Annotated in this window: 19 protein-coding genes and 1 rRNA gene; 11 read left to right on the top strand and 9 right to left on the bottom strand. The window is 38.7% G+C overall.

The features are described from left to right. The 8 genes from EDD69_RS01620 to dnaA all read right to left on the bottom strand — a co-directional run. Positions 1-281: ribosomal RNA gene (locus tag EDD69_RS01620) — 16S ribosomal RNA — on the bottom strand; the annotation flags it as partial. Positions 282-500: 219 nt separating this feature from the next. Continuing rightward, positions 501-1,601 carry an HD-GYP domain-containing protein gene (locus EDD69_RS01625; protein WP_132947229.1) on the bottom strand — a complete coding sequence of 367 codons (1,101 nt, stop codon included), beginning with the start codon at positions 1,599-1,601 and terminating at the stop codon, positions 501-503. 58 nt (positions 1,602-1,659) lie between these two features. Next, positions 1,660-4,131 (bottom strand): DNA gyrase subunit A, encoded by a 2,472-nt coding sequence (gyrA, locus tag EDD69_RS01630; protein ID WP_132947230.1) that lies wholly within the window; start codon positions 4,129-4,131, stop codon positions 1,660-1,662. A 103-nt stretch (positions 4,132-4,234) separates the two neighbouring features. After that, complete coding sequence (gene gyrB, locus EDD69_RS01635) at positions 4,235-6,151, bottom strand: DNA topoisomerase (ATP-hydrolyzing) subunit B (RefSeq protein ID WP_132947449.1); 1,917 nt, start codon at positions 6,149-6,151, stop codon at positions 4,235-4,237. A gap of 68 nt (positions 6,152-6,219) precedes the next feature. After that, on the bottom strand, positions 6,220-7,335 hold the full coding sequence (gene recF, locus EDD69_RS01640; protein WP_132947231.1) for a DNA replication/repair protein RecF: 1,116 nt from the start codon (positions 7,333-7,335) through the stop codon (positions 6,220-6,222). Between the two features lie 14 nt (positions 7,336-7,349). Next, positions 7,350-7,565: a S4 domain-containing protein YaaA gene (gene yaaA / locus EDD69_RS01645; protein ID WP_132947450.1), complete on the bottom strand. Its 216-nt coding sequence runs from the start codon at positions 7,563-7,565 to the stop codon at positions 7,350-7,352. 111 nt (positions 7,566-7,676) lie between these two features. Beyond that, positions 7,677-8,813, bottom strand: coding sequence for a DNA polymerase III subunit beta (gene dnaN, locus EDD69_RS01650; RefSeq protein ID WP_132947232.1), 1,137 nt, complete (start codon positions 8,811-8,813; stop codon positions 7,677-7,679). A gap of 172 nt (positions 8,814-8,985) precedes the next feature. After that, positions 8,986-10,332 carry a chromosomal replication initiator protein DnaA gene (gene dnaA / locus EDD69_RS01655; RefSeq protein WP_243643013.1) on the bottom strand — a complete coding sequence of 449 codons (1,347 nt, stop codon included), beginning with the start codon at positions 10,330-10,332 and terminating at the stop codon, positions 8,986-8,988. Positions 10,333-10,802: 470 nt separating this feature from the next. On the opposite strand from dnaA, the gene rpmH reads away from it, so the two are divergent. The 11 genes from rpmH (at position 10,803) to EDD69_RS01710 (ending at position 20,416) form a co-directional block, all read left to right on the top strand. After that, positions 10,803-10,937 (top strand): 50S ribosomal protein L34, encoded by a 135-nt coding sequence (rpmH, locus tag EDD69_RS01660; RefSeq protein ID WP_003397591.1) that lies wholly within the window; start codon positions 10,803-10,805, stop codon positions 10,935-10,937. A 73-nt stretch (positions 10,938-11,010) separates the two neighbouring features. Next, positions 11,011-11,361, top strand: coding sequence for a ribonuclease P protein component (gene rnpA / locus EDD69_RS01665; RefSeq protein WP_132947234.1), 351 nt, complete (start codon positions 11,011-11,013; stop codon positions 11,359-11,361). 59 nt (positions 11,362-11,420) lie between these two features. After that, positions 11,421-12,188, top strand: coding sequence for a YidC family membrane integrase SpoIIIJ (gene spoIIIJ / locus EDD69_RS01670; RefSeq protein WP_132947235.1), 768 nt, complete (start codon positions 11,421-11,423; stop codon positions 12,186-12,188). Then, complete coding sequence (jag, locus tag EDD69_RS01675; protein ID WP_132947236.1) at positions 12,185-12,799, top strand: RNA-binding cell elongation regulator Jag/EloR; 615 nt, start codon at positions 12,185-12,187, stop codon at positions 12,797-12,799. The genes spoIIIJ and jag overlap by 4 nt, the downstream gene beginning before the upstream one ends. 193 nt (positions 12,800-12,992) lie before the next feature. After that, entirely contained in the window at positions 12,993-14,378 is a 1,386-nt protein-coding gene (gene mnmE, locus EDD69_RS01680) for a tRNA uridine-5-carboxymethylaminomethyl(34) synthesis GTPase MnmE (protein WP_132947237.1), read from the top strand. Between the two features lie 22 nt (positions 14,379-14,400). Further along, positions 14,401-16,290: a tRNA uridine-5-carboxymethylaminomethyl(34) synthesis enzyme MnmG gene (gene mnmG, locus EDD69_RS01685; RefSeq protein WP_132947238.1), complete on the top strand. Its 1,890-nt coding sequence runs from the start codon at positions 14,401-14,403 to the stop codon at positions 16,288-16,290. Positions 16,291-16,308: 18 nt separating this feature from the next. Further along, positions 16,309-17,022 carry a 16S rRNA (guanine(527)-N(7))-methyltransferase RsmG gene (gene rsmG / locus EDD69_RS01690; RefSeq protein ID WP_132947239.1) on the top strand — a complete coding sequence of 238 codons (714 nt, stop codon included), beginning with the start codon at positions 16,309-16,311 and terminating at the stop codon, positions 17,020-17,022. Between the two features lie 35 nt (positions 17,023-17,057). Continuing rightward, positions 17,058-17,903: a nucleoid occlusion protein gene (noc, locus tag EDD69_RS01695; protein WP_132947240.1), complete on the top strand. Its 846-nt coding sequence runs from the start codon at positions 17,058-17,060 to the stop codon at positions 17,901-17,903. Positions 17,904-18,009: 106 nt separating this feature from the next. After that, entirely contained in the window at positions 18,010-18,771 is a 762-nt protein-coding gene (locus EDD69_RS01700) for a ParA family protein (protein WP_132947241.1), read from the top strand. Beyond that, positions 18,764-19,633, top strand: a complete 870-nt coding sequence (locus EDD69_RS01705) for a ParB/RepB/Spo0J family partition protein (protein ID WP_132947242.1) — start codon at positions 18,764-18,766, stop codon at positions 19,631-19,633. The genes EDD69_RS01700 and EDD69_RS01705 overlap by 8 nt, the downstream gene beginning before the upstream one ends. A 69-nt stretch (positions 19,634-19,702) precedes the next feature. After that, positions 19,703-20,416 carry a DUF554 domain-containing protein gene (locus EDD69_RS01710; protein WP_132947243.1) on the top strand — a complete coding sequence of 238 codons (714 nt, stop codon included), beginning with the start codon at positions 19,703-19,705 and terminating at the stop codon, positions 20,414-20,416. On the opposite strand, the gene yyaC is transcribed toward EDD69_RS01710, so the two are convergent. After that, on the bottom strand, positions 20,405-20,992 hold the full coding sequence (gene yyaC, locus EDD69_RS01715; protein ID WP_132947244.1) for a spore protease YyaC: 588 nt from the start codon (positions 20,990-20,992) through the stop codon (positions 20,405-20,407). The two genes, EDD69_RS01710 and yyaC, sit on opposite strands and share 12 nt — an antisense overlap. Positions 20,993-21,158 lie beyond the last annotated feature (166 nt).

Below are 21,158 nucleotides of genomic sequence, written 5' to 3' on the forward strand. Positions count from 1 at the left end.
TGGTGAGCCGTTACCTCACCAACTAGCTAATGCGCCGCGGGCCCATCCGTAAGTGGTAGCCGAAGCCACCTTTCAACCAAGGATCATGCGATCCTCGGTGTTATCCGGTATTAGCTCCGGTTTCCCGAAGTTATCCCGGTCTTACGGGCAGGTTACCCACGTGTTACTCACCCGTCCGCCGCTAACCGAATGAAAGCAAGCTTCCATCCGGTCCGCTCGACTTGCATGTATTAGGCACGCCGCCAGCGTTCGTCCTGAGCCAGGATCAAACTCTCCATAGAAAGTTTTCTCACTAGCTAGATCTTGACGCTTGCTGTTCTGTTCAGTTTTCAAGGAACTCTCGCAAACGACTTTTTTATATTACAATACAATTTAGTGCTTGTCAACGATTTTAAAAAATATTTTTTATCGCTCTATCAAAAAGAACAATTAACATTATACATAAACAAAATTTTTTCGCAATAGAAAATTTCAACTGACAATGATGTTAACCATCATTGTCAGTTGATAATTTCTTCAATAAATAAATCTCTCCGTTCTCTCAATGCAATAATTTCATTTGTATCAATTAATTTCACCATCGGCCGTGTTGGTGATTCTGATTCAAAAAAGACAATCTCCGCTATTTGTTCATTGGAAAGTTTCACTTTCGTACCAATCGAAAGCGTCATCAGTATAGATGACAATGCATTTACAACCGAAATATCAAATTTTCCAAAACAATCATGTTGGATTTGTTCTAACACTTTAAAAGGAGATTGTTTCTTGCGATACGGTCGTTCTGAGATCATCGCATGATAAACATCAGCCACCGCCACAATTCTGCTATAAGGATGAATTTTATTTTGTTCAACTCCAAATAAATAGCCGCTCCCATCATTTCGTTCATGATGTTGCAAAACAGCCAACTTAACACCTTCTTGTAAAGAAGGTATTTTTTGGACCATTTTATATCCATATGCCGTATGCTGCTTGATTTCTTTATACTCTTGAGGAGTGAGCGCCGTACTTTTTTCAATTATCTTTGGATCTATTTTTGCCATACCACAATCGCTGAGCAAACCAGCAATCGCTACTTGACAATAGTCTCCCTTGGAATATTGAAGCTTTTTAGCTATTACACCTGCCAACAATCCGACAGTCACTGCATGATGAAATAAATAATCTTCCTTTGTTGAATAATGATGGAATGTTAAAAGTTCTTTTTCTGATTCAATCACTCTTTCAAATAAAGGCATAAAAAATTTTCTTATTTTTCCAATATCGATCGGTAGCCCTGATTGCCAACTTTGAAACATTTGTTTATATTGACGCACTGCTTCTAGATATAGCGTTAATATCTCTTCGTTTTTTACGGAGTTCTTAACGGAGTTTTTAACGGACGGAACTTCTTCTTTAATAATCTCAGTCGGACGAAAAGGATTTCCATTGACAAGCAAGGATTGAACACGAACACTGGGCACTAAAAACTTTTGCAAAACTGTCAGTAATTTTTGATCTAGCACTGTATTTTTAGGAATAATGACACGCATTGATTTTCCAATTACATCCTCAGCGAGAATACAACCTTCTTGTAATTGAGTCGTTTTTACAAGCAACATCTCCGTCTCCCCCTGTCTTTAGGAAGATAAAATTTCAGAGGAACACACCGTGCTCCTCTTATTCATTTACTAATTCATCATCTTTCTCTTCTTCATGATCTTTTTCTTCTTTTGGAACCTTTGCCACTGTCGCTACATATTCATGTTCGTTGTCTTCATCGAGGCGAATCAACTTAACCCCTTGTGTATTTCGTCCCATTATGGAGATATCGCTAACAGCCATCCGAATAATCACTCCGCTAGCTGTCATTAACATTAAATCTTCGTCCCCGATCACCGTTTTAACGGCAACAACCGTTCCATTTTTTTCAGTAATATTACAAGTTTTAATTCCTTTTCCGCCACGACTTTGAATGCGGTATTCGGAAGAAGGAGTTCTTTTTCCATATCCATTTCTTGTCACAATTAAAATATCTTCATTTCCTTCTAAACTCTCCATACCAACGACTTCGTCATCTGAGGATAACGTAATTGCTTTTACTCCAGCAGCATTTCTTCCCATCGAACGAACATCTGTCTCTGGGAATCGAATTAACATGCCGTTTTTAGTACCGACAATAATATCTTTTTTACCATCTGTTAACTTGACTGAAATTAATTCGTCTCCTTCATGTAAATGAATCGCAATTAAACCATGATTGCGAATATTGGCAAAAGATGATAGAGGTGAACGCTTTGCAATTCCTTTCTTTGTTGTAAAGAACAAAAAGGATTCTTCGTTAAATTCTTCAATAGGAATGACAGTATTAATGATTTCATCTTTTTCGATGTTCAATAGATTGACAATTGGTATTCCTTTCGCGGTACGACCAAATTCAGGAATCTCATATCCTTTCGCTTTGTAAACTTTTCCTTTATTAGTGAAAAACAAAATAATATGGTGAGTAGAAGTGATGAGTAAATGCTCTACAAAATCATCTTCATTTGTATTCATCCCTTGAATTCCACGACCGCCGCGTCTTTGACTACGATAAGTTGAAACAGGGAGCCTTTTAATATATCCATTATGAGTTAACGTAACAACGATATTCTCACGCGTGATGAGATCTTCGTCATCAATGGTTTCTAATCCTCCATTTACGATTTCCGTTCGACGCTTGTCATTAAATTTTTCTTTAATTTCTAGCAACTCGTCCCGAATAATTTGCAACACTTTTTCTTCATTCGCTAAAATTTCTTTTAAATGGCTGATCAACTGGATTAAATCTGTATATTCTTGCTCAATTTTCTCACGTTCTAATCCTGTCAATCTTTGCAGACGCATATCTAAGATCGCTTGTGCCTGCTTCTCGGTTAACGAAAATTTGCTCATTAACCCCTCTTTTGCAATCTCAGTAGTCGCTGAATTGCGAATAAGGTTAATGACCTCATCTAAATGATCGAGGGCGATACGCAATCCTTCTAAAATATGCGCCCGCGCTTCCGCCTTATTCAACTCAAATTGAGTGCGGCGACGAATCACTGTTTTCTGATGCTCTAAATAGTGCTGTAAACATTGTTTTAAATTCAATACTTTTGGCTCTCCATTAACAAGGGCAAGCATGTTAATGCCAAAGCTTGTTTGTAACGCTGTCTGTTTATATAAGTTATTTAAAATGACGTTCGCATTCGCATCTTTTCTAACTTCAATCACAATGCGCATGCCGCTTCGATCCGATTCATCTCGTAAATCCGTAATTCCGTCAATCTTCTTTTCCCGAACAAGCTCAGCAATTCTTTCGATGAGCTTTGCTTTATTCACTTGATATGGCAGTTCACGGACGATAATCGTTTCTTTTCCGTTTGCTTTTTGTTCAATCTCTACCTTCGCGCGTAAAGTAATCGATCCTCTTCCCGTTTCATACGCTTTCCGAATACCGCTACGGCCAATAATCTGTCCTCCGGTTGGAAAATCAGGGCCAGGAATAATTTCCATTAACTCCGCCACTGTTATGTCAGGATCTTTCATGAGCTCGAGTAAAGCGTCAATGACTTCTCCTAGTTGGTGCGGAGGAATGTTGGTTGCCATTCCAACAGCGATTCCAGAAGAGCCATTAACAAGTAAATTCGGGAAACGAGCTGGCAAAACAACGGGTTCCTTTTCTGATCCATCGTAGTTATCTTGATAATCAATCGTATCTTTGTTGATATCTCGAAGCAGTTCCATCGCAATTTTAGACATTCTTGCTTCCGTATATCGCATGGCTGCTGGAGCATCTCCGTCAATGGATCCAAAGTTGCCATGACCATCTACAAGCATATAGCGGTAGTTAAAATCTTGAGCCATGCGCACCATCGTATCGTATACAGCCGCATCCCCATGCGGATGATATTTACCGATCACTTCTCCAACAATACGAGCAGATTTTTTGTACGGTTTATCCGCGGTCATCCCTAAATCATGCATCGCATACAAAATACGGCGATGGACTGGTTTTAACCCATCTCGAACATCGGGAAGAGCGCGGGAAACGATGACGCTCATCGCATAGTCTAGAAAAGAAGAACGCATCTCCTGGCTAATATTTATTTCCTTTACTCGTTCAGACATACGAAACAACCTCCCTTACTTCACTTTTTATAAAAAAACATATGGGAGGGTGAAAAACACTCTCCAAATTGTACAAGAAAGGATAGACATTTGAATCTATCCTTTAGATATCCAAATTTTTTACATATTTAGCATTTTCCTCTATAAACTGTCTGCGCGGTTCGACTTTATCGCCCATTAAAATTTCAAACGTTTCGTCCGCTTCCATCGCATCTTGTAAGCTTACTTTCAGCAAAGTGCGCGTTTCAGGGTTCATTGTTGTTTCCCAAAGTTGCTCAGGATTCATTTCACCAAGCCCTTTATAACGCTGAATAACCGGCTTCGGCTGTTCAGGAAGCTGCGATAAAATTTCTTCTAGTTGTCGATCACTATACGCGTACTCGACCCGCTTTCCTTGCTGAATTTTATACAATGGCGGTTGAGCAATATATACATAACCTTGTTCAATAATTTCTCGCATATATCGATAAAAAAATGTTAATAGTAATGTACGAATGTGCGCTCCATCCACATCGGCATCCGTCATGATAATAATTTTATGATAACGAGCTTTCGTAATATCGAAATCTTCTCCAATGCCTGTTCCTAATGCGGTAATAATCGCACGAATTTCATTGTTTGCCAAAATTTTATCTAAACGTGCCTTTTCAACGTTAATAATTTTCCCGCGCAAAGGTAAAATGGCTTGGAAATGACGATCACGCCCTTGTTTCGCTGAGCCGCCCGCTGAATCTCCTTCGACTACGTATAATTCGCTAATCGAAGGATCTTTTGACGAGCAATCAGCTAATTTCCCAGGCAAACTTGAAACTTCTAGCGCATTTTTTCTTCTCGTCAATTCTCTTGCTCTTTTTGCCGCCAATCGTGCACGCGAAGCTAAAATGCCTTTTTCAACAATTTTTTTTGCAATCGCTGGATTTTCTAATAAAAATTTTTCAAACTGCTCTGAAAAAATTGACTCTGTTACCGTTCTCGCATCGCTATTTCCTAATTTTGTTTTTGTTTGCCCTTCAAACTGCGGAGCTGGATGTTTGACAGAAATGATGGCTGTTAAGCCCTCACGTACATCTTCCCCGCTCAAATTTGCATCTTGTTCTTTGAAAATATGGTTCTTTCTTGCATATTCATTAATAATGCGAGTCAGAGCTGTTTTAAACCCCGATTCATGAGTTCCGCCTTCATGGGTATGGATATTATTAGCAAAAGAATAAATATTGCTCGTATACCCATCATTGTATTGGAGGGCAATTTCTACCTGAATTCCGTCTTTTTCTCCCTCAATGTAAATAGGCTCTTCATGAAGGACTTCTTTTGTTCGATTTAAATGTTTAACATAAGATTTAATACCGCCTTCATAATAATACTCATTTCGGCGTTTTTCTGTTCTCTTGTCTTCAATGGTGATCCGAATTCCTCGATTTAAAAAAGCAAGCTCACGTAAACGATAAGCCAACGTATCATAATCGTACTCTGTCGTTTCAGTAAAAATCTCCGGATCTGGTTTGAAATGCACGGTTGTGCCTGTCCGATCTGTTTCGCCAATCACTTGTAAATCATGACATGGCACACCACGTTCGTATTTTTGATAATGAATTTTCCCGTCTCTATATACATAAACTTCTAGTTCCTCTGAAAGTGCGTTTACGACTGATGCGCCGACTCCGTGCAATCCGCCAGATACTTTGTAGCCCCCTCCACCAAATTTTCCGCCGGCATGCAACACGGTCATAATGACTTCTACTGCCGGTCTTCCCATTTTTTCATGAATTCCAACTGGAATTCCACGGCCATTATCAATAACAGTGATGCTATTATCTTCTTCAATGATCACATTAATTTCCGTACAATAGCCAGCAAGCGCTTCGTCAATGCTATTATCAACGATTTCCCAAACGAGATGATGCAATCCTTTCGGTCCTGTTGAACCGATGTACATTCCTGGTCTTTTCCGTACAGCTTCTAATCCTTCAAGAACTTGAATTTGACTCTCGTCATAAACAACCTGTTCTTTTGGTTCCATTGTCACTACTTATCACCTACGCTTTCCTTTGCAAACAACATATTTGAGGATAAATGGGCACGAGGAGGCTACCATTTTGTCATTTGCCCGGAGACGACTTTATAAAGGTCGGCATCAAGAAGGACGTCATGCTCAATCCCATCAATACTTGTAGTCGTTACAAATGTTTGCACTTTCCCTTGAATGGAATTCAGCAAGTGTGTTTGCCGAAAGTCATCAAGTTCTGACAATACATCATCTAATAAAAGAATCGGGTACTCACCGATCTCGGAAAAAATCAAGTCAATTTCAGCTAGTTTTAATGAAAGGGCCGTTGTTCGTTGTTGTCCTTGTGATCCAAATGTTTGTACATCTTTTCCATTAATAGCAAATGACAAGTCATCCCGGTGAGGTCCCGCTAACGTGATTCCTCGTTCCATTTCTCTATTCTTTATTTTAGCAAACTTTTCGTTGTAAGCCTCTATTATTCTCGACAATTCTTGCTTTTCTGATACATCAATCGATGGATGATAGTGGATCGTTAATGTTTCGCTTCCTCTGCTGATTTCAGCATGAATCGGTTTGGCCCATTTTTGTAACAATTCAATAAACTCATATCTTTTTAGCGTAATTTTTGCCGCGAATTCAATAAGTTGTTCAGTCAATACAGAAAGAAATGTTTCATCCGTTTGCTTTTTTGATTGAAGCAATTTTAGATATTGATTTCGTTGTTGTAATATTTTTTGGTATTGACTTAGTTCATACATGTAAACAGGGGATACTTGTCCAATTTCCATATCAATAAAACGTCTTCTTATTTGCGGACTCCCTTTAACAAGATTTAAGTCTTCAGGAGCGAACATAACAACATTCATATGTCCGATGTAATGGCTTAACTTTGCCTGCTCAATATGATTCACTTTTGCTTTTTTTCCTTTTTTTGATACGACAAACTGCAATGAAAGAGAGCCGCTTCGTTTTGAAACTTTCCCCTCTATTTTAGCATAATCTCTCTCCCACCGAATAAGATCTTTATCGTTAGAAGTTCGGTGGGATTTCGCCATCGCAAGCACATAAATGGCTTCCATCACATTTGTTTTTCCTTGAGCGTTTTCCCCTAGAATGACATTCACTTTGTTTTGAAAATGCCAATGAGCTGTTTCGTAATTTCGATAGTCTTTTAACGTTAATTGTTCTAAAAACAAAGGTGCCCCCACCTTTACGAACGGACAATAAAAGTACCAATATCTCTAATTTCAACAACATCTTCTGGTTTTAACTTTCGGCCACGTCTTTGTTCAAGTTCACCGTTGACCAATACTTCATGTGTTTGCAAAAACCATTTAGCCATGCCACCGGTTTCAATAACATTCGTTAGTTTTAAAAGCTGTCCTAATGTAATGGTTTCTGTTGAGATTTTTACTTCTCGTATCATCATTGATCCGCTCACTTCCCATAAAAAGTGTCCATTATTTTATTTTACTAAAAAAACGCAACTAAGAAAAGAAAGCTGCTAGTTCTCTTTTTCCTAGCAGCTGTTTATCCTTTAGTAAGTTCGCACAGGTAAAATGAGCTGTAGCATGGAGTCATCGTGAAGAGCACGAATCAAAAATGGGCGCATTGCACCTGTGAAACTAATTTTGATTTCGGTTCCTTCTAATGCCTTTAATGCGTCCATCATATATTTTGCGCTAAACGAAATTTTTAATTCTTCTCCCTCGACCAGTTCACTCTGAATTTCTTCAACCACTTTTCCGATTTCAGGAGAATTAGAAGAAATTTCAATGATTCCATCTGATAACGTTGCTAATCGAACAACATTATTTCTGCCTTCTCTCGCTAATAATGAAGCGCGATCGATCGCTTGTAAAAATTCTTTTGCGTTCACGATAATGTCCGTTTTGCTGTCTGTTGGGATTAATCGCGATGTATCTGGGTAATTTCCGTCAAGCAATCTTGAGAAGAAAAGCAAATGCTTTGTTTTGAAAAGCACTTGATTTTCTGTAATAACGATATCGACTAGTTCATTGGAATCATCAAGAATTTTGCTTAATTCGTTTAGACTTTTTCCTGGGATTACAATGTTGTAAGAGGAAAATGTATTCGTTTCTATTTTTGCTCTTCTTAATGCCAAGCGATGGCTATCTGTTGCAATACACGTCAACTCGTCATTTTCGATTCTCCAGTTTACACCTGTCAATATCGGTCTTGTTTCAGATGTCGACACAGCAAAAACTGTTTGGCGAATTAAGTTTTTTAATAAGTCAGTCGGTAACTTAAACACATTTTCTTCTTGAATTTGCGGTAAGCGTGGATACTCTTCTGGATCTAATCCGTTTAAATTAAACTCTGTTTTTCCTGAACGAATCGTTGTGACAAAATGATCTTGAACTTCTAATTCAACTGTATCCTTTGGTAGTTTTCGCACGATTTCGCTGAAAAAACGAGCTTGCAAAACAACGCTTCCAGGCTTGATTACTTCAACAATTACCTTATCTTCTTCTTCAGTTGGAATGAAGGACTCAATCGAAATATCAGAATCACTTCCTGTTAGCGTTACTCCACTTTCAGTAGCGACAATTTTGATTCCAGTTAAAATCGGAATCGTTGTTCGCGAAGAAACAGCTTTCATCACATCTTGGACACTTCTTACTAAATGGTCGCGATTAATGACAAACTTCACGATAAAGTTCCTCCTCTTTTTTTTAAATAAGTAAAAAGAATAAAAACCTATTAATAATAGTAATAGGGCTTGTGGTTATGTGGATAAATGAGTAAAACAAAGGAAGCACAGTCTATCCACATGTGGACAGACTGTGCATAAAGCGCATAAACTTATTCACATTTTCCTCATTTTAATTTTTCAATTTTTCTTGAATCTCTTTAATTTGTTTTTGCAACTGTACGTCTGTTTGAAGGAGCTTAGAAATTTTTTCATGAGCGTGGATCACAGTTGTATGGTCGCGTCCTCCAAATTCTTCGCCGATCTTTGGCAACGAACAGTCTGTTAATTCACGTGAGAGATACATGGCAATTTGACGTGGAAACGCAACAGACTTTGTTCGTTTCTTTGCTTTGAAGTCTTCGAGCTTTACATTAAAATGTTGTCCTACCACTCTTTGAATGTCTTGAATGGTGATCACTTTCGGCTTAGAACTTGGAATAATATCCTTCAGTGCTTCCGCTGCTAAATCAGCATTAATTTCTTTATTGATTAGAGAGGAATAAGCAACGACTCGAATAAGTGCACCTTCTAACTCGCGGATGTTTGAGTCAATTTGATTGGCAATATATAACATGACTTCGTTTGGAATATCAAAACCTTCTGCTTTTGCTTTTTTACGTAAAATAGCAATTCTAGTTTCTAAATCTGGAGGAGTGATGTCTGTAATCAATCCCCATTCGAAACGAGAACGGAGTCGGTCTTCTAAAGTTGGAATTTCCTTTGGAGGCCGATCGCTTGAAATAACAATCTGCTTGCTTTCTTCATGCAACGTGTTGAATGTATGGAAAAATTCTTCTTGTGTTTGTTCTTTTCCAGCTAAAAATTGAATATCATCTATTAGCAGCACATCAACATTTCGATATTTGTTGCGAAAATCATCAGCCCGGTTGTCACGAATCGCATTAATAAACTCGTTTGTAAACTTCTCTGAAGACAAATAGACAACTTTAGCGGATGGATTGTGTTCAAGGACATAGTGGCCAATGGCATGCATGAGATGTGTTTTGCCTAAACCGACGCCTCCATAGATGAATAAAGGATTGTACGCTTTTGCAGGCGCCTCTGCGACTGCTAAAGAGGCCGCATGAGCAAAGCGGTTGCCCGAACCGATAACGAATGTATCAAACGTATACTTTGGATTTAACATGCTTTGCGGAAAGTCCGTTTGATCATCATCGCTTTTTTTGGTTTTAATGGCTGGTTTTACATCAAATTCTTCCGTTATTTGGTTTTGTGGAATCGTAAATTTAATTTTCAATTCCTCGCCTGTAATGTCATAAAGCGTTTGTTCAATTAACGTTGTATATCGGGATTCAAGCCAGTCTTTCGTAAATTCATTTGGAACGGTAATAATGAGCGTGTCTCCTTTTAACGAATGCGCTTTTGTTGATTTTAACCAAGTGTCGAAGCTCGGTTTGCTAATTTTTTTTTCAATTTCTCCAAGCGCTTTACTCCATAAATCGGAGATGTTCTCCACGTCGATCTCCCTCCTTTTCCGAGAGGCTTCGTTTAACTTTGTACAACCTTATCTATAAAAAATCACTTTTCGACAATTTTCAATACTTGTGGACAAATATTTTCACAGTATGTGGAACAATATGTCCACAGATTATCCACATTTTGTGGATAAAAAAGTTTCTCTATTCATTTATCCAGAGTAAAAACAACAATATAATATCAAATAAAAACTGGTGTTGCAATGATTTTAAAATATTTATCCACAATACTCAAGAGGTGTGGAAAAAAATTATCCACAAGTTTATAACTTGTGAAAATATTGTCGATAAATGTTGTGGATATCAAAAAATCGTCATTTTATTTATCCACAAGTGTAACCACAAAATTAGAGGAAAAAAGAGACTCCTGGGATAGTTGACATTTTTCTAGATTTCTCACTATAATTAGAAAGACTGTCTTTAACAGTTATTCCTCAGGGAGGTGTCATATATGAAAAGAACTTATCAACCAAATAAGCGTAAGCGTAGCAAAGTGCATGGTTTCCGCGCTCGTATGAGCACAAAGAACGGAAGAAAAGTTCTTGCTCGTCGTCGTCGTAAAGGAAGAAAAGTATTATCTGCATAGGCCACTGAGACCTCAGTGGTCTTTTTTCTAAACGTGAGCTGCCGATGAAACGATCGAGGTGTCAGTGTTCGAAATGAAAAAAAAATATCGAATTAAAAAAAATGACGAATTTCAAGCCGTATTTAAGCAAGGGAAATCCTTTGCGAATCGCCAATTTGTTTTATATGTGCTTGATAAACCTGGACAAGCGTATTTTCGAATCGGTCTTTCTGTGAGTAAAAAAATCGGTAAGGCTGTTGTTCGCAATAGAGTGAAGCGATACATTCGCCAAGTTTTCCTGGAAGAGCGGGACAACATTGAAGCAGGGAAAGATTATGTGATCATTGCTCGTATTCCAGTGGCAGAGATGGATTATTTCGAAGTGAAAAAAAGTTTGCTGCATGTGTTGAAGAGAGCAAATGTCTTAAAAAGAGAAGAGAATTAAATTTTTGGCTGATCGTATGTTAAAATACTTGAAGGAATTTATTGTGTTAGGAGGAAGTGATGGTGAAAAGGCGGATCGCGTTTACATTTTTGTTGATTGCCTTCATGTTAGTCGGATGTAACGAAATCAATGAGCCGATTACTGCAGAAAGCAAAGGCTTTTGGAATGAGTATATTGTTTATCCGCTCTCATGGTTAATTACATACGTAGCGGACATGTTTAACTCGAATTATGGATTGGCAATCATTATCGTAACGATCTTAATTCGATTAGCGATTTTACCGCTCATGATCCAGCAAACAAAAAACGCCAAGGCCATGCAAGCGTTGCAGCCAGAGTTACAAAAATTGCGGGAAAAATACAGCTCAAAAGATGTTCAAACACAGCAAAAGCTACAGCAAGAAACGATGTTGCTCTTTCAAAAGCATGGGGTGAACCCGCTAGCAGGGTGTTTCCCGCTTCTCATTCAAATGCCGATTTTAATCGGTTTTTATCATGCGATTATGCGCACCGAGGAAATTGCGCGTCACAATTTTTTATGGTTTGATTTAGGGGAAAAGGATCCATTCTTTATCTTGCCGTTGGTGGCAGGCGTAACAACATTTATCCAGCAAAAAATGATGATGGCTGGAACGGCGCAGCAAAATCCACAAATGGCGATGATGTTATGGCTTATGCCGATTATGGTTGTCATTTTTGCGATTAACTTTCCAGCTGCTTTGTCCCTTTACTGGGTTGTCGGAAACCTCTTTATGATTGCTCAAACGTACTTCATTAAAGGGCCAGATTTAAAGGCAGCTAAAAATGCTGGGGGAACGAAAAAGTGAAAAAGATCACTTCGAGCGGCCGAAACGTTGAAGAGGCGATTGAGAAAGCGTTAGCACAATTAAACGTTTCAAAAGAGCAAGTTGAAATAACGGTTATTGAAGAAGGAAAACGGGGTTTTTTAGGAATATTTGGTGGAAAGCAAGCTATTGTTGAAGTTTCCATTGATCCGATTAAGCAGGCAGAAACGTTTTTACAAAACGTTGTCGCTAATATGGGAGTAGATGTGAAAATCGAGCGACGAATAGAACAAGATCATGTGCAGTTTCTTTTTTCTGGGACGGATGTTTCTTTGTTAATTGGAAAACGGGGTCAAACATTGAATGCGCTGCAATTTTTAACCCAAGTTGTACTAAATCGCTATACAGATCGTCCCATTCATGTTGTGCTTGATGCGGGTGATTATCGGAAAAGACGGGAGGAAACGCTTACCCGTTTAGCGAGAAATCTTGCTAAAAAAGCGATTCAAAGCGGTGAAGATATTTCTTTGGAGCCAATGGTTTCATGGGAGAGAAAAATAGTTCATTCTGCTTTAGCTGGACATGAGCAAGTGCGCACATTTTCGGTGGGGGTTGAACCGAATCGCTATGTTGTTATTTCGCCTATTCGTTAAAATGTAAAAATTCTCTAGGGGGGGAATTCCCTAGAGAATTTTTTTTACCGAAAGGTGATGAAGGTTTGTATGTTGTTATTCACATGTGGATAAGTTAAAATTTATATGATTAACAATGTGAATGAATTGGAATTGGGAGTATGAGTCCGTTCATGTGGATAGATATCTTTAAGCGGAAAGTGGGTGAAGAAAGATGGAATTTGATACAATTGCGGCGATTTCGACTCCGATGGGAGAAGGAGCGATTGCGATCGTTCGTTTAAGCGGTGATCAAGCCATCGCGATTGCGGATCAGCTATTTAAAGGAGTAGGAGGGAAGCGTTTAAAAGACGTCCCTTCACATACGATTCATTACGGTCATATCGTCAACCCCGCAACAGGACAGACAATTGAAGAAGTGATGGTTACGGTCATGAGAGCCCCAAAAACATTTACGCGTGAAGATGTCGTTGAGATTAATTGTCACGGTGGGTTAGTTTCTGTCAATCGCGTCCTTCAACTTGTCTTGGAGAACGGTGCACGATTGGCAGAACCAGGAGAGTTTACAAAACGAGCGTTTTTAAATGGACGAATTGATTTATCGCAAGCGGAAGCGGTGATGGATCTTATTCGTGCCAAAACCGATCGTGCGATGGCTGTTGCGTTAAATCAAATGGAGGGACGGCTTTCCAAGTTAATTCGGCAGTTGCGTCAAACGATTTTGGAAACATTGGCGCATGTCGAAGTGAATATTGATTATCCAGAATACGACGATGTGGAAGAAATGACGCATCGTGTATTGCACGAAAAAGCAACATACGTACGAAATGAAATTGAACGCCTTTTACAAACGGCACAACAGGGAAAAATATTGCGTGAAGGTTTAGCTACTGTCATTATTGGACGTCCAAATGTCGGAAAGTCTTCGTTACTAAATAGTCTAGCACATGAAAATCGTGCGATTGTCACAGACATTCCAGGAACCACTCGCGATGTCATCGAGGAATATGTCAATGTTCGCGGCGTACCGTTACGTTTATTAGATACAGCTGGAATTCGTGAAACAGATGATATTGTTGAACGAATTGGTGTAGAGCGCTCAAGAAAAGTGCTCAAAGAGGCGGATTTGATTTTACTTGTTTTAAACTATAGTGAAGAGCTGACTCCTGAAGATGAACAGCTGTTTGAGGCCGTTCGTGGAATGGATGTCATTGTCGTTGTGAATAAAACAGATTTACCAAAGAAGATTGATATGGAGCGCGTAAAAGAGTTAGCTGGAAATGCGCCAATTATTACGACCTCTCTTTTAGAAGAAAAAGGGATTGAACAGCTTGAAGAAGCGATTGCTTCTCTGTTTTTTACAGGCAATGTTGAGGCGGGAGACTTAACGTATGTATCGAATTCAAGACATATTGCGTTACTGACACAAGCAAAAAAGGCGATAGAAGAAGCGATTGCAGGCATTGAATCTGGCATGCCGATCGACATCGTTCAAATCGATTTAACGAGAACGTGGGAATTGCTAGGTGAAATCATTGGCGATACTGTACATGAAAGCTTAATCGATCAATTATTTTCACAGTTTTGTTTAGGAAAGTAGAGAAAAGGAGGTTTGTTTGTTCATGAATTATGATGCAGGTTCGTACGATGTCATTGTCGTTGGAGCTGGTCATGCGGGATGTGAAGCAGGCTTGGCTGCTGCGCGTATTGGCGCAAAAACGTTAATGATTACGTTAAATCTGGATATGATTGCTTTTATGCCTTGCAATCCGTCGATTGGCGGCCCTGCGAAAGGGATTGTCGTTCGTGAAATCGATGCCTTAGGCGGAGAAATGGGGAAAAATATTGATAAAACCCATATCCAAATGAGAATGTTGAATACAGGAAAAGGACCAGCCGTCCGTGCATTGCGTGCTCAAGCGGATAAATTTTTATATCAACAAGAAATGAAAAAAACGCTTGAAAATCAAGAAAATCTCACGTTAATACAAGGAAAAGTAGAGCGTTTGATCGTCGAAGACGGCGTATGTAAAGGGGTTATTACGCATACAGGTGCTCACTATTATGCAAAAACGGTTGTCATCACAACTGGTACGTTTTTGCGCGGAGAAATTATTATTGGCGATATTAAATATTCAAGCGGCCCAAATAATCAGCAGCCGTCCATTAAACTGTCTGAGCATTTAGAAGAGCTAGGATTTGAATTAGTGCGTTTCAAAACAGGAACACCACCGCGAGTGAATAGTCACACAATTGACTATAGCAAAACAGAAATTCAGCCAGGGGACGATGTTCCGCGCGCATTCTCTTATGAAACAACGGAATATATTACGGATCAGTTGCCTTGTTGGTTAACATACACAACAGAGGAAACACATCGGATTATTGATGAAAACTTGCATTTATCTCCAATGTATTCGGGGATGATTAAAGGAACGGGACCACGTTATTGCCCGTCTATCGAGGACAAAATTGTGCGTTTTCATGACAAACCACGCCATCAAATTTTCTTAGAACCAGAGGGAAGAAATACACAAGAAGTATATGTTCAAGGACTATCAACAAGCTTACCAGAGCATATTCAACGTCAAATTTTAGCAACGATCCCAGGTCTAGAAAAAGCGCAAATGATGCGTGCTGGGTATGCGATTGAATACGATGCGATTGTTCCGACGCAATTATGGCCAACACTCGAAACAAAAATCGTTCAAAACTTATATACGGCTGGTCAAATCAACGGAACGTCCGGATATGAAGAAGCGGCTGGACAAGGATTGATTGCGGGAATTAATGCGGCAAGAAAGGCGCTAGGAAAGGAAGAACTGATTTTAAGCCGTTCAGACGCATACATTGGCGTGTTAATTGATGATCTTGTGACGAAAGGAACGAACGAACCTTATCGCCTTCTGACTTCACGGGCGGAATATCGTTTGTTGTTGCGCCATGATAATGCGGATTTACGTCTAACTGAAATTGGCTATCGAATTGGCCTTATTTCTGAGGAACGCTATCAAAAGTTTCTCGCTAAAAAAGAGGCGATCGAAGCGGAGAAAAAACGCTTGAAATCTTATATTATTAAACCAACTCCTCAAGTTCAGGAAGTGATTCGCAACGCTGGTGGAAGCGAATTAAAAGACGGTATTCGTGCAGCGGACTTGTTAAAACGCCCAGAAATGACGTATGAGCATATTAAACTTCTTGCTCCGCCTGAAAAAGAAGTAGATGGAGAAGTTGCAGAACAAGTAGAGATTCAAATTAAATACGAAGGATATATTGAAAAATCACTGCAACAAGTAGAAAGATTGAAGAAAATGGAGAATAAAAAAATTCCAGAAGATATTGATTATGATGCGATTACCGGTTTAGCGACAGAAGCTCGTCAAAAATTGAAGCAAGTTCGGCCGCTTTCTATTGCGCAAGCATCTCGCATTTCAGGTGTAAATCCATCAGATATTTCAATTTTATTAGTGTATTTAGAGCAGGGAAAAATTGCACGAGTGTCAAATGAATAAAGAGGGATGGAATGACATATGGATACAAGTCTGTTCAAGCAAATGCTAGAGGAGAAAGGAATTTCTCTTTCTCCTCAGCAATTAGATCAATTTGAACTGTATTATCAATTGCTCGTTGAATGGAACGAAAAAATGAATTTAACGGCAATTACAGAGAAACCAGATGTGTATTTAAAGCATTTTTTTGATTCAATTACCCCGGCCTTTTATCATGATTTTTCCAAGCCACAATCGATTTGTGATGTTGGAGCAGGGGCGGGGTTTCCAAGCATTCCATTAAAAATTTGCTTTCCTCACTTAAAAGTTTCGATCGTTGATTCATTACAAAAAAGAATTACGTTTTTAAATCATCTTGCTTCTCAGCTAGAGTTGGAGGATGTCGCTTTTTATCATGATCGTGCCGAAACATTTGGTAGAAGGGAAGTTCGTGAATCGTTTGATCTTGTAATCGCCCGTGCCGTTGCTCGTCTTTCTGTACTGAGCGAGCTTTGTTTACCGCTTGTGAAAGTAGGCGGAATATTCGTAGCAATGAAAGGGGCCTCTGCTCAAGAAGAATTAGAACAAGGAAAGACAGCTATTCATGTTTTAGGTGGGGATGTTGCATCGGTGCAGCGATTTACGCTACCGATTGAAGAGAGTGAGAGAACCATTATTTTCATTGAGAAAAAAAGAAAGACACCGAAGAAATATCCACGTAAGCCGGGAGTTCCGAATAAGCTTCCAATCGAATGAATGTTTCGAGTTCTCAAAGGTGGTGTTAGGGGGAAATGAAGTATCCTTTTTCGCGTTTTTTTAGCTTTGGTGAAAAGGAACAAGAAGAAATCGTTACAAATCATGAAGAAATAAAAAAGATCCCAATTACACAGATTGTCCCTAATCGTTTTCAACCACGAACGATTTTTATTGAGGATAAAATTGATGAACTGGCACAAACGATTCGAACGCACGGAATGATTCAACCAATTGTCGTTCGGGAATGTGATGACGGGAAATTTGAAATTATTGCCGGAGAGAGAAGATGGCGAGCCGCACAAAAGCTTGGTTGGTCAGAAATTCCAGCGATCATCAAAAATTTAAATGATACCGAAACGGCTTCTGTTGCGCTCATTGAAAATCTACAACGAGAAGAGTTGACGCCGATTGAAGAAGCAGTCGCTTATGCAAGATTGCTAGAGTTGCACAATTTAACACAAGAAGCGTTAGCGCAAAGACTTGGTAAAGGTCAGTCCACTATTGCGAATAAGCTTCGCCTTTTAAAACTTCCGCAAGAGGTTCAAGAAGCTTTATTACAACGAAAAATTACGGAGCGACACGCCCGAGCTTTAATTGCGCTCAAGGATTATGAAAAGCAGTTGAAATTATTAGAAGAAATTATTGAGAAACAGTTGAATGTGAAACAGACGGAAGACCGTGTCGCTAAAATGCTTGAAACAAATGATAAACGAGTAAAACCAAAGCGAAAATCGTTGAGCAAAGATATGCGCATTGCTGTTAATACGATTCGGCAATCGTTGAGCATGGTTGCGGATAGCGGTGTTGCCATCGATTCAGAGGAAGAGGAATTTGAAGACTATTATCAAATTACAATTCGCATTCCTAAACGACAAAAATAAACACCTCATCGAAGCGGATGAGGTTTTCTTTTTTTTGTGAATGAAAATACTGAAAAATTCATGATACAATAAAAAAGTATAGAATTAGGTAAGGTGGGGGAGCATCGTGGGGAAAATTATTGCGATTGCCAATCAAAAAGGCGGAGTAGGAAAAACAACGACTGCCGTCAATTTAGCCGCTTGTTTAGCGCAATTGGGAAAAAAAACGTTGCTTGTTGATATCGATCCGCAAGGGAATGCTACCAGTGGGATTGGAATTGAAAAAGATACGATCGATCAATGCGCATATGATTTGTTAGTAGAAGAGGTTGATGTTCATAAAGTCATTCGGCCGACCAATATCGAAAATTTATATATGATTCCAGCTACCATTCAATTAGCGGGAGCTGAAATTGAATTAGTTCCTGTTGTTTCTCGAGAAGTACGTTTACAGAAAGCGCTAAGCCCTATTAAAGAAAAATTTGATTATACCATTATTGATTGTCCGCCTTCATTGGGATTGTTAACGATTAATGCTTTAACCGCTTCTGATACCGTATTGATCCCTGTTCAATGTGAGTATTATGCGTTAGAAGGGCTTAGCCAGTTGTTAAATACGATTCGTTTAGTTCAAAAACATTTAAACTCTCGTTTACGAATTGAAGGAGTTTTGTTAACGATGTTTGATGCCCGAACAAATCTAGGCATTCAAGTGATCCAAGAGGTAAAAAAATATTTTCGTGAAAAAGTGTACGAAACGATCATTCCTCGAAATGTTCGATTAAGTGAGGCTCCGAGTCATGGTAAACCAATTATTCTTTATGATTCTAAATCACGAGGGGCGGAAGTTTATTTAGATTTCGCTAAGGAGGTCATCTCCAATGGCTAGAGGGCTTGGAAAGGGAATTAATGCTTTATTTACTAATCTAGAAATCGGAAAAGAGGAAACCATTCAAGAAATTGATATTCAACAATTGCGTCCAAATCCTTATCAACCGCGAAAAAATTTTAACGATCAGTCCTTAGAAGAGTTAAAGCAATCGATTTTAGAACATGGAATTTTGCAGCCTCTCATTGTTCGAAAAAGCATTAAAGGATATGAAATTGTAGCGGGAGAAAGACGTTATCGGGCAGCAAAAGCAGCGGAACTTAAAACGGTTCCAGCTGTTGTTCGCGAATTTTCAGATCAGCAAATGATGGAAATCGCTTTATTAGAAAATTTGCAGCGTGAGGATTTAAACCCAATTGAAGAAGCTGTAGCATATCAAACGTTATTAAACGAATGCAAGTTGACGCAAGAAGAGTTAGCTAAACGCTTGGGAAAGAGCCGTCCACACATTGCCAATCATCTTCGCCTGCTTTCTCTTCCTATGGAAGTTCAACATATGATTGAAAGTGGAACATTATCGATGGGACATGGAAGAGCGTTATTAGCACTGAAGGACAAAAGAAAATTAAATGCCGTCCTTCAAAAAGTAATCAAAGAATCGATGAATGTACGTCAACTTGAAAAGTTCATTCAAGAAATGAATGAAAATGTTTCACGTGAAACAATGAAGAAAAAGAAGCGAGAAGAAGAGAAGAGTGTTTTTCTTAAACAAAGTGAAGCTTTATTAAGAGAAAAATTAGGCACTTCAGTTGTGATTAAAAAGCATCGAAAAAAAGGAAAGATTGAAATTGAATTTTTTTCTAACGAAGATTTAGAACGGATTTTACAATTGTTAAATATTGGTGATGAACATTTGGATTAACCGTTCATTTTTCCAGCTTTTGCTGGTTTCTTTTTTTAAATGATGATGTGAGAGGTGTGTGGTGATTCTTTGGTTTTATTAGGAACATTAGTAAACGGAGTTTGTATTATCATCGGCGCTTTATTAGGAAATGTTTTTCGTAACATCCCTGAAAAAGTAAAAGCTACTGTGATGAGCGGAATCGGACTTTCTGTCGTTCTTCTTGGGGTACAGATGGGGTTGAAAAGTGAACAGTTTTTGATTGTGATTTGTAGTCTCGTCATCGGAGGAATGTTAGGAGAGTTTTGGGATATAGAAGGGAAGTTGAATCATTTAGGAAAATGGGTCGAGAAAAAAATAGGATACGGTTCGGAAGGCATGATTGCTAAAGGATTTGTTAGTGCAACATTGCTTTTTGTTATTGGTTCTATGGCGATCGTTGGCGCACTACATAGCGGATTAAGAGGGGATCATCTTGTGTTATATACAAAATCGATTTTGGATGGATTTACAAGCATCATCTTAACCGCTACGTTTGGGATTGGTGTCATTTTTTCCGCTGTGCCTGTTGTTCTATACGAAGGTACCATTGCTCTATTAGCAACACAAATTGAACATTGGATTCCACAAAGTTTGCTGAATTCATTTATCATTGAATCGACCGCAACGGGAGGAGTCTTAATTATGGCCATTGGTTTCAATATGTTACGCCTTACCTCCATTCGCGTTGCAAATTTATTACCAAGCATTCTTATGAATGCGATAATCATTTTCGGCATCTATATTTGGCACTTAATCAAATAACTTATATTGACTTTCGTCCCACTTCAGTGAAGTTAGGCGTTGTTGTTTTCGTATTTGCTGAACCGCTTCATAAATGCCATTGGCAATCGATTGAGCCATTTCGATCACTAAATGTAGTCGAGTATTTTGTAATACAAAAAATTCCATAAATCCACTAACATTGACGACACCTGTAATGTGAATATCTCCTACAGGGGGAAGCTGTTTATTGACTCCTGCACCAGGTTTTAAAGGTCCTTTTTCAACAGTAATCATTCCGATGCTTTTTAATTTTCCTAAACAAGCATCAACAGCGATTATGAAGCCGTTTTTATGCATCATTTTAATTTCTTTTAGTTTTTCTTCTAAATTTACAGCATGAATTGGTTCTTCTAACGTTCCGTAAACATGGAACGGAGAAATTTGTTTTTCTTTAAGCATCGTCCCGACTAAAGGTCCGAGAGAATCACCTGTGGAGCGATCGGTGCCGATGCAAACAATGACAATTGGATCGTGGTGCATTGGCAATAAAGATAGCAAGTGAGAAGCTAACAAAGTGGGAGCGTTTCGTTCTTCATAAAAGAACTTATTTTTCATACGTTGATTCACTCCTAAAATTTTATAAATTGGTAATAGTATACGGAAAAATGTGAAATTCTATACATTTATATAGATTCAAGTTGAGTTTCCAACATATCTCATCATGAATAGAAGACCGCTTTTCTGCCATCGGCGGCAGAAAAGCTTGTTCATGTCGGAAAAT

Source organism: Thermolongibacillus altinsuensis, from assembly GCF_004341205.1.
Lineage (GTDB): Bacteria > Bacillota > Bacilli > Bacillales > Anoxybacillaceae > Thermolongibacillus > Thermolongibacillus altinsuensis.